Raw genomic sequence first — 14,596 nt, 5'->3', positions numbered from 1 at the left:
GTGGGGTGACCCGCTCTTTTGTTTGCTTTAAGGAGGCAGAGTTTTGGATAAAGCGAAGAAAAAGCTAAATACAGCAGAGGTTGTTTTAGCGTTGGCTGCTCCATTGGCCGAAGAACTGGGACTGACTCTTTGGGATGTAACATTTCAAAAAGAAGGCAGTGACTGGTATCTCAGAATTTTTATTGACAGGGATACAGGAATTTCAATTGATGACTGTGTGGATATGACGCAGGCGGTGAACCCTGTACTAGACAAAGAGGACCCCATTCAACAGGAATATACACTGGAAGTATCGAGCCCAGGGCTGAACCGAAAACTCGTGAGGCCAGAGCATTTCACACGGTATATGGGAGAAATGGTGCGTGTCAAATTGATTCGCCCCATGCAAAATGGAGAGAAGATTTTAGACGGCATTCTTCTTAAAGCGGATGAAAATGGTGCAGTTGAATTACAGGTAGATGAAGAAACAACGGCACTCACAGAGAAAAAAGAATATTCTTCTGTTGTTTTGCTGGAAGACGATTTTGCTTAAAGTGGATTTGGAATATAAAAAGCGAAACTTGAAAATTACATTGAGAATGGAGTTTTAGAAAAATGGCAAGAAGGAAAGAACCTGAAGTCAATCAAAAGGAAGAAATGTTTTTGGCACTTCAGCTTTTGGAAAAAGAAAAGGGAATCCCTGTTGATTTCATGATTGACAAAATTAAAAAGGCGATTCAAACAGCCTGCAAAAACAATTATGAAAATGAAAATGTGGAAATTGAAATTGATTTGCATACAGGCCAGTTTGATGTCTACTTAATGAAAGAAGTCAAAGAAGTGGTCGAGAATCCCAACAAGGAAATCCAGCTTAACAAAGCCAGAGAGCGCAGAGTGCTTGCCAAAGAAGGCGACATGATTGGCACCAAGCTTGATACACGTCAATTTGGTCGTGTTGCCGCCCAAACTGCCAGAAACATTATCCGTCAGGGTATCCGTGATAATGAACGGGGCCAGATGATTCAGGAATTCCAAAGCAAACAGCAGGAAATTGTCAGTGGCTTGGTGGAGAGAATTGACCCAAGAAGCGGCGCTATTTCCCTTCGAATTGGCAAAGCAGAAGTTGTACTGCCAAAATCAGAGCAAATTGGAAACGAGAATGTAAAAGAAAACGACTACATTCAAGTGTATGTGGTAGATGTAAAAGAAACTGAAAAAGGGCCTAAGGCGATTATCTCTCGTACACACCCTGATTTGGTGAAGAGAATGTTTGAAAAAGAAGTACCTGAAATTTTTGATGGAACGGTAGAAATCAAGGCAATTTCAAGAGAAGCCGGTTCACGAACCAAGATGGCCGTTTTGAGTCACAACCCCGATGTAGATGCTGTTGGTGCTTGTATTGGTGCCAGAGGAACAAGAGTAGCTGAAATCGTTGACGAACTCTGCGGAGAAAAGATTGATATTATTGAATACAACGAAGACCCAAAAGTTTTTGTGGCAGCAGCTCTTTCGCCTGCACATGTTGTTTCAGTAGAAGTGATAGAAGAAGATCAATCTTCTTGCCGTGTGACAGTGCCGGATAATCAGCTTTCACTGGCAATTGGCAATAAAGGCCAAAATGCCCGTTTGGCAGCCAAATTAACGGGATGGAAAATTGATATTAAACCGGAGAGCGGTTTTTACGGAGAAGAAGCAAAGTAAGAAAGAAGGAGGGATTTTATGCGTCCGAAAAAAATACCCATGAGAATGTGTGCCGGATGCGGCGAAATGAAGCCGAAAAAGGAACTGATTCGTGTTGTAAAAGCACCGGCCAAAGAGGAGTCCGAAAATGCGGCTCCCGAAATATCCATTGATTTGACAGGCAAAAAGCCGGGGCGGGGCGCATATCTCTGCCATGACATTGAATGTCTGAAAAAAGCTAGAAAAGCAAGACGCTTTGAGAAGGCTTTCTCTTGCAAAATCCCTGATGAAGTGTATGATAAGATGGAAGGGGAGCTTGCGGGTGCAGACGGATAAGATACTTTCGATGATGGGACTTTGTCGTCGGGCAGGAAAACTAGCCGGCGGGTTTGACCTGGTATGTGAAAAAATCAGAGAGGGAAAAGCGTATCTCACTTTAGCAGCTGAAGATATTTCAGAAAAGACGTTTAAAAATCTGAATTATGAAGCGCAAAAGTACAGTGTGCCTGCCATAAGAATTGAGGCAGACATGACGACGATGGGAAAAGCGTGTGGAATCAAAGCCGGTGTGGCGGTGGTCACAGATGAAGGCTTTGCCAAAGCACTGCTTAAGTTGATACGAGAGTCGACCGAGGGAGGAGTATAGATTATGATGATGAAATATAGAGTGCGTGAAGTGGCAAAAGATTTGGGAATATCGAATAAAGAGGTTATTGACCTGCTTGCTCAATATTTTCCAGAGCCCAAAAAATATATGACAGCGCTGGAATCGGAAGAGCTGAACATTATTTTTGAACACTTTACACAGAAAAATAACCAAAAAGATTTCAATGCATATTTTGCCCAGAAAGATCTTCCTAAGGAAGACGCCAAAAAAACAGAACAACCGATAGAAGAACAGCAGGCAAAGTCGGCTAAGGCCGAAACTCCTGTTGTGAAAGAGCAAAAAGTTGAAAAAGCAGCCGAGCAGACTGATAAAAAAGAAGTGCCGGCGGCCACAAAACAGCAAGCACCCCAACCCCAAAATCAAAATATGAAAAATGAAGCAGATAAAAAACTACAAGCTGAGAGCAAAAAAGAGGTACCGGTGAAAATAGAGAAACCAGAAGCTAAAGAAGTCAAAGCGAATGTTGACACAAGACCCAAAAAAGATCAAAAACCGAAACATGCACCCAGAGAACAAACGCAGACGGTTAGACCAAATGCTGCCCCCATTACAGAAAAAGTTTCCGTCACCACAGAACAAGTGCAGAAATCAGAAAGACGTGTGGTTGATACCAGACAGTCAAATGTTAATATTGATAAATACAACGAAAAATATGATCAACTGGCCGATCAAAAGGTCAACAAACCCGACCATACGGTGACGAAGCAAAAATTCACCAACAGAAATTCACAGCGCAGAGGCAATCAGCGCAGAGGCAGAAGAGAAACCGAGTCAGAGCGTCTGAATCGTATTGCCATGGAAAGAAAAGCCAAGCAAATTACGATTGAAGTGCCGGAAGAAATCACAGTAGGCGAATTTGCGTTGCGTTTGAAGGTAACCGCCGCAGAGGTCATTAAAAAATTAATGGGTCTGGGTGTATTTGCTTCTATTAACGACGCAATTGATTTTGATACAGCGACTTTAGTGGCAGAAGAATTTCATGCCAAGGTTGAAAAAGAAGTTATTGTTACCATTGAAGATAGAATTATCGATGACAGCGAAGATGATGATAGCAATCTTGTGACACGTGCTCCAATTGTTGTCGTTATGGGACACGTTGACCACGGAAAGACTTCTATTTTGGATGCGATTCGTCATGCCAACGTTACCAGCGGTGAAGCAGGCGGTATTACACAGCACATTGGTGCTTATCGTGTAAAAGCCGGTGACAGAGATATTACTTTCTTAGATACTCCCGGACACGCCGCGTTTACCACTATGCGTGCCAGAGGCGCACAGGTGACTGATATTGCCGTATTGGTCGTGGCGGCTGATGATGGTATCATGCCGCAGACAATTGAGGCGATTAACCATGCCAAAGCAGCTGGTGTTTCCATTATCGTTGCCATTAATAAAATGGATAAACCATCAGCGAACCCTGAACGCATTAAAGAACAGCTGACACAATATGAACTTATTGCAGAAGATTGGGGCGGTGACACACCTTGTATCCCTGTTTCTGCTCACACTAAAGAAGGTATTGATGATCTTCTTGAAATGATTACTTTGATTGCCGATATGAAAGAGCTGAAAGCAAATCCTGACAGAGCTGCAAAAGGAACTGTTGTGGAAGCCAGACTAGATAAGAGCCTTGGCCCGATAGCTACCGTGATTGTACAGAACGGTACACTAAGAATTGGTGATATCCTGGTGGCAGGTACTACTGTTGGCCGTGTCAGAGTAATGAAGAACGACAAGGGCGAACGTGTGCAAGAAGCCGGACCTTCTGTGCCAGTAGAGCTTACCGGACTTGGCGAAGTGCCGACCGGTGGTGACGTCTTTAATGTAGTTACTGATGAGCGCTTGGCCAGAGAATTGGTTGAGCAAAGACAAACTGTGCAGAAAGAAGAGCACTTCAATGCGCAGACAAAAGTAACACTAGATAACCTGTTTGACCAAATGAAAATTGGCGAGATGAAAGAACTTAAGATTATTGTCAAGGCTGACGTGCAGGGTTCTGTCGAAGCTGTTCGCCAATCCCTTGAAAAGCTGACAAACGAAGAGGTTCGCGTTAATATTATTCACGGAGCTGTTGGTGCTGTGAATGAGAGTGACGTTATGCTTGCTAATGCTTCTAATGCCATTATTGTTGGATTTAACGTTAGACCGGATGCCGTGGCAGAAGACAATGCGAAACGTGACGGTGTAGATATGCGTATGTATCGTATTATCTATGATTGTATTGAAGAGATTGAATCTGCTATGAAAGGTATGCTTGCCCCTAAATTCCGTGAAGTGGCTTTGGGTAAAGCAGAGTGTCGTGAAGTTTACAAAATTTCAAATGTCGGCGTTGTCATTGGCTCGTATATCCTTTCCGGAAAAATTCCAAGACATGCGCAGATTCGCGTTGTACGCGACGGTATTATTGTGGCCGACGATAAAGTGGCGTCCTTAAGAAGATTTAAAGATGACGTAAAAGAAGTAGCCGAAGGCTATGAATGCGGCATTTGCCTCGAAAAATTCTCTGATATTAAAACAGGGGATATTTTGGAAGCGTATGAAATGCAAGAATATCGTGAATCCTAAAAATTGAGCCCGTAGTGGGATAAAAATCAACTTGTTTTGTAGTGAGAAATTTCTCACTACAAAATTTGATTATATTGCTATAATCGGTTGCTGCCACCGTGGGTAGATAGTTATGAGTTTAGGCCAAGTGAAGAAGTGCAAAAGCACGGATTTCACAACAGATTGGCGGTAGCGTACCACCGTGGGCGCTAAGTTCAAAAGTTCAGAGCAAGTGAAGAGTGCGTAAGCACGAGTATCGCGACAAGCCAGCGGTGGCTCACCGCCGTAAGCACGAGTATTGCGACATGCCGGCGGTGGCTCACCGCCGTAAGCACGAGTATTGCGACATGCCGGCGGTAGCTCGCCGCTAGCAGGAGGATAAAAGTTAAGATGAATAAAAGAGTAGAACGTACCAATGAAGATGTAAAAAGAGAGCTGTCGGCGGTTTTGCGTGAAGTGAAAGACCCGAGAGTGAAAGATTGCTTTTTGAGTGTTGTTCGTGTGGAAGTGACCAATGACCTGTCTTATTGCAATGTGTTGGTCAGTACCATGGAAGGCATGGAAAGAACGAAAGAAGCTGTGATTGGTTTAAAATCAGCGGCAGGTTTTATCCGCCGTGAGATTGGGCATAGACTCAAGCTCCGCCATACACCTGAATTGATTTTTAAGGCAACCGATGCGATTGAATATGGTGCCAATATATCAAAAATGCTAAATGATTTGGATAAATCTCAAGACAAGGAATCTCAGGAGGACTAAGATGACGATACAGGACGTTGCCAAGAAGCTTAAGGAACAAGACAATATTCTGATTCTGAGTCATGTATCACCGGATGGAGATACGCTGGGGTCTGCTTGTGCATTGTTTAGAGGATTAGAACAGTTGGGAAAGAGAGTCTCCTTTCGATGTGGCGATGAAATCCCCGCTAAATACACTTATCTTTTTGAAGGACTGAAAATATCTTCCTTTGAACCGGATTTTGTGGTGGCTGTTGATGCCGCAACTTTGCACCTGTTAGGAGATCCGGGTAAAGAATATGAGGGGAAGATGGATATGGCGATTGATCACCATATCTCTCATATTCCGTTTGCTGAGTTGGATTATGTAGATCATACTTGTGCAGCAAACTGTGAAATTATTGAACAGCTTCTTAAGGCCATGAATGTTTCGCTAGACGAAGCCATGGCAAATGCTATTTACACCGGCATTTCTACAGATACCGGATGTTTTCGTTATCGTAGCGTAACCCCTCAGACCCATCGAATTGCAGCAGAAATGATGGAACTTGGCGCAGATAGTGGTACCATCAATCAAATTATGTTTGAGACGAAAACAAAAGAGCAGATGGACGCCGAAGTAGAAGCGATTGGTTCAATTGAATATTTGCTGGATGGCAAGTGTGCTATGATTGCTGTCACAAAAGAAATGATGGAGAGAACGGGTGTAAGCGATGCTGATTTAGATCCGATTGTGGCAAAGCCTAGACAGATTGTTGGCGTACTTATTGGGGCCACACTAAAAGAAAAAAATGGCGGATTTAAAATTTCTGTCAGAACCAATGAACCGGCCAATGCGTATATAATTTGTCAGAAGCTTGGGGGCGGTGGTCATAAAGCGGCTGGAGGCTGCTTTGTTGCCGGTGATTTGCCGACGGCTAGGGATGCTTTTATAAAGGCTTGCGAAGAATATGCCAAGGAGAGCGGTCTATGAATGGACTGCTAGTTTTGGATAAGCCAAAAGATTTTACCTCGTTTGACGTCATCGCTGTCATGCGAAAAATAGCGAAAGAAAAGAAAATTGGGCACACGGGGACACTTGACCCTATGGCAACCGGTGTGCTGCCTTTGCTTTTTGGCAGAGCGGCTAAAGCGGCAGATCTTTTGCCTGATACGGATAAAAAATATCGCGCTGAATTTTGTTTGGGGATTAAGACCGATACGGGGGATATTACCGGACAAGTGAAACAAGAGGTACATGCAACAGTTGATCAAGTAGAATTAGAAGCGGTTTTACCTTTATTTAGAGGAGCTATTCAGCAAATTCCACCCATGTATTCAGCGGTTTCAATTGGTGGCAAAAGACTCTACGAATTGGCTCGCAAAGGCATTGAGGTGGAGCGCCAAGCAAGAGATATTCATATCGGAGAATTGAAACTAATTTCATTTGATGATGAGAAAAATGTTGGCGTGCTGGAAGTATCTTGCTCAAAAGGAACTTACATACGCACGCTGATTGAAGATATAGCAGAACGAGCAGGAACGGTCGGTACTATGACGGGGCTTCGTCGATTGTCTGCCTGCGGTTTTTCTGAAGCGGAAAGTATTACGCTGGAAGAAGCGAGAGAACTTGCAAAAAATGGGAAGCTAGAAGAAAAAATTCAGCCGACAGACAGTTTGTTTCGACATTTGGAAGCAGTTACCGTTTCACAAGCACAAACGGTGCGTTTTCAAAATGGCGGTGAATTGGCTTGCGAACGCTTGAGAGGTTTGGGAGTGTGTCTGCAAGATGGACAGGCTTTTCGCGTTTATGCTCCTGACGGATTGTTTTTGGGTTTGGGAAAAATAAACATGGATAAAAAAGAGATGGAAATATTAAAATTGTTTGCAGTTAAAGGCGAATGAGAATGAAGATTTGGAAAAAAATTAATGAATTTAAAATAGAAAATAACACAGCAATTGCTCTTGGCGCCTTTGATGGTTTGCACAAAGGCCATTTAGAGGTATTGCAGGCAGTGTTAAATAGCAAGGTGGGGCAAGCCTCGGTATTCACATTTGAGGAAAACCCTCATGGAGCGGGCCATCTTATGCTACCGCAGGATAAAGAAAAACTGCTGTGTGATTTGGGAGTCAAAAATTTATTTCGGATTCCTTTTGAAGAAGTGAAGCCAATGGAACCAGAGGCTTTTTTACATGATGTGTTACTTGAAAAATGCAAGGTAAAAGCAATTTCGTGTGGAGAAGATTTTCGTTTTGGCAGAGCGGCCAGAGGCGATGTTCACATGATTCGCCTGTTTTGTAAAGAGCATGGTGTCGAGCTTCATGTTTTGCCTGACATGGAGGAAGGCGGAGCACGCATTAGCTCCACAAGAATCCGCAATGCAGTGATGAACGGGGATATCAGCTGTGCCAATGAAATGTTGGGGCGGCATTTTGCTTTTTCTCTGCCTGTGGTTAAGGGTAAACAAATTGGCAGAACATTAGGTACGCCGACCATCAATCAACCATTGCCGGATGGTTTTATCCAACCCAAATTTGCAATTTATGCCTCTATAGCGGTGATAGAAGGTAAACGCTATGAAGCTGTAACAAATATAGGGGTTAAGCCTACAGTGGGTTCAGATGTGGTGCTAGCAGAAACATGGATACCGGCTTTTTCAGGGGATTTATATGGACAATGGGTAAAAATTGAGCTGGTGGAATTTATTCGACCAGAAGTGAAGTTTAATTCCTTAGAGGAGTTAAAAGACGCCATATATAATGATGCGGATATAGCGCATGAGATGATAGCAAAAACAGGAGAAGCGGTTATAAACGTAAAGGGAAAGGGTGGTTGTCATGGAGAAAAGACGAGTTCGCCTTGAAATTAATGGAGTGGTCTGCGGACTAATCACAGAAGAAACCGATGAATATATGCACGAGCTGGCAGCTGAAATCGGTGAAATGATGAATGAGGTCATGGCAGCATCCCCTTTTATTACAAAGGAATCAGCGGCGGTGACGGCAGCTTTGATTTATTTGGATACAGTAAAAAAAGATGAATTTAAAGAACTGGAAAAGAAAAAGAAAATTTCAGAGCTTGAAAAACGAAACTTGGAGCTGGAGAGACAAGCGGCACAACTGCGCAAAGAGAATAATCGCCTGTCAGATGAATCTGCCGCTCTTTTTAAGCAGATTGAGAATGGGATAGACAGTGATGAAAGACGTACATTAGAAGATAAAATAACTGATTTAGAGTGGCAGTTGGCGCAAGCTGATAAAGGGCAGAGTGCCACAGAAGAAAATGTGGCGTTACCACCAATAGACAAAAAAGTGAAGCTGCGTAATCCGCTGCGTAATTCAGAATGGGAAGAAAACGATTTTGTCACTTTCTTTGAGAAAAAACATGAAAAATAAAATAGAAGTACTAGCGCCTGCCGGAAGCTGGGATTCTCTGCAAGCAGCTGTATATGCCGGAGCAGATGCGGTTTATTTGGCAGGGCAATCTTTTGGAGCCAGAGCAAGTGCACAAAATTTCACAAATGAAGAGCTTGCTGAAGCGGCTGCCTTTTGCCATGCCCGAAATGTAAAACTCTATATCACCGTTAATACACTCATTAAAGACAGAGAAATGCAAGAAGCCTTGGAATTTATTCGTTTTCTTTGTGAGATAGCAGTAGATGCTGTCATTGTGCAGGATATGGGTCTATTCCGTGAAATTAGACGTTGTGCGCCTAATTTGGTTGTGCATGCATCTACACAAATGAGTTTGCATTCTCGTGCCGGTGTGCAGCTGTTAAAGGATAACGGGGCACAACGAGTGGTGTTGGCGAGAGAAATCTCTTTAGCAGAAACAGAAGAAATTACAAAGGCTTGTGAAATAGAAACCGAAAGCTTCGTGCATGGTGCTCTTTGTGTTTCTGTTTCGGGTCAGTGCTATTTTAGTGCCACGTTGGGTTCACGAAGCGGAAATAGAGGAATGTGTGCGCAACCCTGTCGCTTACCGTTTTTAGCAGATGGGGGAAACGGGCATGCCCTTAGCTTAAAAGACTTATCTTATATTGAAGAAGTCGAAAAGCTGGAGAATGCGGGGGTCACTTCCGCTAAGATTGAGGGACGCATGAAGCGCCCCGAATACGTCGCGGCAGCTGTTTCGGCTTGCCGAAAAGCAGCAGATGGTGAGGATATTCCGGAAGATTTGAAGAGTAGTTTAAACAGTGTATTTTCCCGTTCTGGTTTTACTAAAGGGTATTTTGAGGGAAAAATAGACGAAAATATGTTAGGTATACGCACAAAACAAGATGTTACAGCCGCGACTGAAAAGGTTTTTGGCAGTCTGCGAGGCTTATATCGAAAAGAACTTTCTCGTGTAGACGTATCTTTTTTACTTTCTGTGGACGATTTGGTCAAACTGACTGCTGTAGATGAACAGAATAATCATGCAGAGATGTGTGTACCAACAGAAGAAGGTCGTTTGCTGGAAAAAGAGAGATGTATTTTGCAACTAAGCAAAACAGGGGGAACCCCCTTCAAAGCACAAAATATAGTGGTGGAAAAAGCAAGCGTTCCTATTACGATTTCAACATTAAACAACATGAGACGAGAAGTGTTGAAAACTTTGTTGAAAACTAGAGAGCAATCCGATAAAATTGAGTTTTTATGCAAAACTGATTTTATGAATGAATTTCACCAAAATAATCTTGAGAATAAGAAGAAGACAAAAATGCCGCTGGTTGTTTCCTATCGTTCATGGAAACAGGTGACAGCAGAAACGTCTTCTTTAGATAAAATTGTATTGCCACTGTCTACCGACTTTAGCCAACTTAAAAAGTTTGAAATTCCAAATAATAAAATTATTTTGGAAATCCCTCGTGTTATATTTGGTCTAAGTTCAGAGGAGAAAATCAAGCAAAAAATGCAAGAGCATATGCTGGTAGGGCGAAAAGCGTTTCTATGCCAGAACATAGGGGCTCTACAGCTTTGTAAAGAGCTAGGAGCAGAGGCGCATGGTGGATTTTCGCTAAATATACTCAATAGCAAATCACTTGCTTTCTTTGCAGAAAATGGCTTAAAAAGTGCTGAACTTTCTCCGGAGATTACATTGAAAGAAATGATGGACTTAGGGAATGAAGTTCCTAAAGGTGTCATGCTATATGGTCGTCAGGCTTTGATGATGACGAGAAAATGTCCGGTAAAAAGCGAGAAACATCCTTGCCGAAATTGTACGGGAACAACGGCATTGATTGACAGACAAAAGAAAGAATTCCCTGTCATGTGTACATTGTCAGGAATGAATAAATATACGGAAGTTTTCAACAGCGTTCCTTTGTGGATGGCTGATCGACTACCTGAAGTCAAGGGTGCAGATTATGGGATTTTAAGGTTTACTGTGGAAAATGCTGTTGAATGTGATCAAATTTTGAAGGCATTTAATCGACAAGAAAAACCAGTATTTGACTATACTCGAGGGCTTTTTTACAGGGGAATTCAGTAAATGTGGAAAACTCTGTGGAGAATGTGGATAAATCATTCTTAAAAAATTTGAAATACCTTGATAACACTGAAAAAAAGGAGAAATCTAAGATATGTTGAAAATGATGAAGCTAAAAGAAGGTGCTATCATCCCTGAAAGAAAAACAAGGGGTAGTGCAGGATATGACCTGTGTGCATGTATAGCGACAGAATTTATACTTGAACCCGGTGATTTTATTATTATCCCAACCGGTTTGGGTGTAGAAATTCCAGAAGGCTATGCCGGCATGATTTTTACCCGCAGTGGTTTGGGCGTTAAGCATGGTGTACATGTTTCTAACGGTGTCGGTGTGATTGACAGTGACTATAGAGGCGAGATTCATGTTGGACTTCGCAATTTAGGAAAAACTGCTTATGCCATTTCGCCCAATGAGAGAATTGCTCAGCTCATTTTAATGCCAATTTTTACCCCTGACATTGAAGAAGTGTTTTCTCTCACCGAAACAGAACGAGGAGCAGGTGGATTTGGCAGTACAGGACGCTAATAAAAACCAGATATTGTGCTTGAGAAGATGAAAGAATCATATATCTGTGTTTGAGTAAAAATTAAGATAAAAACTTTGATTTATGTAAACTTAATGGTTGAGAAAATCGCGGAAATACGTTATAATAAAAGCATTACTGTAGGTTGGTGTCACAAAAGTGGTTACATAATGCAAAAACGATAAAATAACGCCGGTATTTATCTGGAATAATTTTGGTGTTAAACTTTTGGAGACAGATAGAGCACGACTCAAAAACAAAAGCGCAATCAAAGTTGATCTTATAAAAAGAGCTGAATGAGAACGAAACTATTGTATATCCTAATACGGGAAGATAGATTAACATAGCTGAATTAGGCTGGGAGGATACTATGTCAGGAATTTTTTCGATGTTTTCAATGTTTTCAAAAGATATAGGAATTGATTTGGGTACTGCCAATACTCTTGTTTTTATGAGAGGTAAAGGAATTGTTATGCGTGAACCGTCCGTTGTGGCTGTTGATGTTAGAACGGATGAAGTGCTTGCCGTTGGCAAGCAGGCAAAAGAAATGCTTGGCAGAACCCCCGGTTCTATTACAGCAGTTCGTCCACTAAAAGAGGGTGTTATTGCCGACTTTGATGTGACGGCCGCTATGCTTAAATATTTTATTCGCAAAGCGATGAAAGCGGGCTCTCTTTATCGTCCCAGAGTTGTGATTTGTATCCCCTCTGGTGTAACCGAGGTGGAGAGAAGAGCGGTTGAAGATGCCGCCAGACAAGCTGGCTCTAATAACGTAGATTTGATTGAAGAACCAATGGCTGCGGCAATTGGAGCAGGGCTTCCTGTTGGAGAACCCACGGGCAGCATGGTCGTTGACATCGGCGGTGGTACATCTGAAGTTGCCGTTATTTCACTGGGGGATATTGTAACCGCTGTTTCTGTACGTATGGCAGGCGATAAGTTTGATGAAGCCATTGTCACGTATGTAAAGAAAAAATACAATCTCCTGATTGGTGAGAGAACCGCAGAAGAAATCAAAGTTAAAATTGGTTCAGCTTTCCCAACAGAAGATATGCTTGATTCTTTTGTAGAGATTAAAGGTAGAAACTTGGTTGATGGCTTGCCCAAAAATGTGACGATTCACTCTGACGAGGTGCGTGAAGCATTAACAGACAGCGTGATGACCGTCGTTGATGCGATTAAAGATACTTTGGAGAAAACACCTCCTGAATTGGCTGCCGATATCATCGACAGAGGAATCATGCTCACTGGCGGTGGTGCTTTGCTGAAAGGTTTAGACAAATTGGTAAGTCAAGAGACCGGAATTCCGGTGCATGTGGCAGAAAGACCTTTGGATTGTGTTGTTGAGGGCACAGGAAAAAGCTTAGAAGTGGATTTGCCTAAGACCTATAGAAGATCTTCTAGAAAGAGATCTATGTTTTAAAGTTGTTTTTATGCTGTGAGAAAGAGGAATCGAACAGCTAAGTGATGAGGGCTGCTTAAAAGGTGCGGATGAATGGCGGTTGATAAAACGGCCCGACCCTTTTGCGGCCTCATTTTTTATTGACGAACTGTCAGGGAGGAATTTGTTTTGCGAGAAACATTCAAATGGTCCGGCATTAAAAAACTAGTTGTTGCTCTTGTGGCACTGTTCGTGCTCAATGCGTTTACGGCTTCAGGAAAAGCGAACTTTTTTTCCAGCGCAATTGGGCTGATAACGACCCCTCTTTTGCAGATGACAGCTAGTGCATCGGGTCAAGTGACAGAATATTTGAATCTTGACACCATGACAAAAGAAGAATTAAAGCAAAAGAATCAACAGCTTTCAGAAGAAAATGCACAACTGCGTAATCAGCTGTTGGATTATCAAAAAAAAGTAAAAGAAAACGAGCAGTTGAAAAGTCAGCTTGAAATCAAAGAAGAAAAAGCAGAGGTAAGCATGCTAGCTGCTTCTGTCATTGCACGGAATCAGAATGATGTTTTTTATGGATTCTCGATTGATAAGGGATCGTTGGCAGGTGTTGAGAGCGGTGATGCTGTTATTACCAATGAAGGTATGATTGGTGTCATCACAGACGTTTATGCGACGACCAGCAATGTGAAATCTATTTTCTCTGAAGACACAAAGGTAGCGGCTATGACAGTTTGCTATGATGAAGCTACATCAACCTATTCTGATGAAAGCGGTGTAATTGGCAGCAGCGCTATTTTGGCGGCTAATGGACTTTTGCGCATGGACTATCTTCTGAATGACACCAAGATTAAAGAAGGTGCCATTATTACAGCATCTGGTGTAGGCGGAAATTATCCGAAAGATTTGGTAATTGGTTCAGTGATGTCAGTAGAGCAGTCAGAGTATAGCATTTCAAAATATGCGGTTGTCAAACCTTATGCCGATATAAAGAATGCAACAGATGTCTTTGTTGTAACCGACTTTGCCGGCAAGAATGAAGAAAATAAGGAACCGGTCAGTGGGACCGCGCCAACTGATCCGGAGGCGGGAGAATAATGTCAGACAGAAAAAGATGGATTCGTTTTGTGGCTTATTCGCTAGAAATTATTTTGCTTTATGCCCTGCAAGATTCGCCTTGGCTTTTTCCTCCCATTTTTGGAGTGCGACCGATCTTGATGATTCCGGCGGCTGTGACAATTGCTATGGTAGAGAAAGAAACGCCAGCCATGAGCTTTGGCATATTCACAGGGTTGCTCATGGATTTTAGCGCCAGTGCAGGTTTGGGCTTCTTTGCCTCTGTGCTGGCGGTGCTCTGCTTTGTCATCAGTAGAATGTCCAGTACTATTTTACGGGTCAATATGATGTCTGCGGTGGTTTCAGGGTTGTGGGCAACGGTTGTTGCTGTTTTTTTAGGTTGGCTATTTCGTTACGTGCTAAAAGGTTATTCGTCCGCCGGTTATGTGGCGCTTCACAATTATTTGCCGGTTTGTTTTTATACGCTCTTGCTGCTTCCTCTTATTTTTTATATCAATAGAGGCATTGCCCGCACATTTCGACCGGAATATTAGCAGAGCGCTCGGAGG

General features: G+C 42.5%; 15 protein-coding genes. All 15 read left to right on the top strand.

The genetic code is table 11. The annotated features are described in order from the left end of the window. Positions 1-43: 43 nt before the first annotated feature. The 15 genes from rimP (at position 44) to CS931_RS11425 (ending at position 14,581) form a co-directional block, all read left to right on the top strand. Positions 44-532, top strand: coding sequence for a ribosome maturation factor RimP (rimP, locus tag CS931_RS11495; RefSeq protein ID WP_099206037.1), 489 nt, complete (start codon positions 44-46; stop codon positions 530-532). 62 nt (positions 533-594) lie between these two features. Next, entirely contained in the window at positions 595-1,680 is a 1,086-nt protein-coding gene (gene nusA, locus CS931_RS11490; protein ID WP_099206036.1) for a transcription termination factor NusA, read from the top strand. A gap of 18 nt (positions 1,681-1,698) precedes the next feature. Further along, positions 1,699-1,995 (top strand): RNase P modulator RnpM, encoded by a 297-nt coding sequence (gene rnpM / locus CS931_RS11485; protein WP_099206035.1) that lies wholly within the window; start codon positions 1,699-1,701, stop codon positions 1,993-1,995. Then, the gene (locus tag CS931_RS11480) at positions 1,982-2,305 is read left to right on the top strand and encodes a L7Ae/L30e/S12e/Gadd45 family ribosomal protein (protein ID WP_159459825.1); all 324 of its coding nucleotides are present in this window, start codon (positions 1,982-1,984) and stop codon (positions 2,303-2,305) included. Before rnpM ends, CS931_RS11480 begins: the two co-directional genes overlap by 14 nt. A 3-nt stretch (positions 2,306-2,308) precedes the next feature. Further along, positions 2,309-4,891, top strand: coding sequence for a translation initiation factor IF-2 (infB, locus tag CS931_RS11475; RefSeq protein WP_099206033.1), 2,583 nt, complete (start codon positions 2,309-2,311; stop codon positions 4,889-4,891). Between the two features lie 369 nt (positions 4,892-5,260). Further along, the gene (gene rbfA / locus CS931_RS11470; protein ID WP_099206032.1) at positions 5,261-5,629 is read left to right on the top strand and encodes a 30S ribosome-binding factor RbfA; all 369 of its coding nucleotides are present in this window, start codon (positions 5,261-5,263) and stop codon (positions 5,627-5,629) included. Between the two features lies 1 nt (position 5,630). Next, positions 5,631-6,581 carry a DHH family phosphoesterase gene (locus tag CS931_RS11465; protein ID WP_159459824.1) on the top strand — a complete coding sequence of 317 codons (951 nt, stop codon included), beginning with the start codon at positions 5,631-5,633 and terminating at the stop codon, positions 6,579-6,581. Then, complete coding sequence (truB, locus tag CS931_RS11460; RefSeq protein WP_099206030.1) at positions 6,578-7,492, top strand: tRNA pseudouridine(55) synthase TruB; 915 nt, start codon at positions 6,578-6,580, stop codon at positions 7,490-7,492. The genes CS931_RS11465 and truB overlap by 4 nt, the downstream gene beginning before the upstream one ends. Before the next feature lie 2 nt (positions 7,493-7,494). Beyond that, positions 7,495-8,451, top strand: coding sequence for a riboflavin biosynthesis protein RibF (gene ribF / locus CS931_RS11455; RefSeq protein ID WP_159459823.1), 957 nt, complete (start codon positions 7,495-7,497; stop codon positions 8,449-8,451). Beyond that, positions 8,426-8,983, top strand: a complete 558-nt coding sequence (zapA, locus tag CS931_RS11450; RefSeq protein WP_099206028.1) for a cell division protein ZapA — start codon at positions 8,426-8,428, stop codon at positions 8,981-8,983. Before ribF ends, zapA begins: the two co-directional genes overlap by 26 nt. After that, entirely contained in the window at positions 8,973-11,060 is a 2,088-nt protein-coding gene (locus CS931_RS11445) for a U32 family peptidase (protein WP_143826252.1), read from the top strand. Before zapA ends, CS931_RS11445 begins: the two co-directional genes overlap by 11 nt. A 91-nt stretch (positions 11,061-11,151) precedes the next feature. Further along, a complete protein-coding gene (gene dut, locus CS931_RS11440) occupies positions 11,152-11,583 on the top strand; it encodes a dUTP diphosphatase (protein ID WP_099206026.1) in 432 nt (143 codons plus the stop codon). A gap of 395 nt (positions 11,584-11,978) precedes the next feature. Continuing rightward, positions 11,979-13,004 carry a rod shape-determining protein gene (locus CS931_RS11435; RefSeq protein ID WP_099206070.1) on the top strand — a complete coding sequence of 342 codons (1,026 nt, stop codon included), beginning with the start codon at positions 11,979-11,981 and terminating at the stop codon, positions 13,002-13,004. A gap of 147 nt (positions 13,005-13,151) precedes the next feature. After that, complete coding sequence (gene mreC, locus CS931_RS11430; protein ID WP_099206025.1) at positions 13,152-14,069, top strand: rod shape-determining protein MreC; 918 nt, start codon at positions 13,152-13,154, stop codon at positions 14,067-14,069. Then, a complete protein-coding gene (locus CS931_RS11425) occupies positions 14,069-14,581 on the top strand; it encodes a rod shape-determining protein MreD (RefSeq protein WP_099206024.1) in 513 nt (170 codons plus the stop codon). Before mreC ends, CS931_RS11425 begins: the two co-directional genes overlap by 1 nt. The last annotated feature ends 15 nt before the right edge of the window (positions 14,582-14,596 follow it).

This window comes from Scatolibacter rhodanostii (assembly GCF_900197595.1).
Lineage (GTDB): Bacteria > Bacillota > Clostridia > Oscillospirales > Acutalibacteraceae > Scatolibacter > Scatolibacter rhodanostii.
Note: the sequence above shows the minus strand (reverse complement) of the source record. Positions and strands in the feature narration are given on the sequence as shown.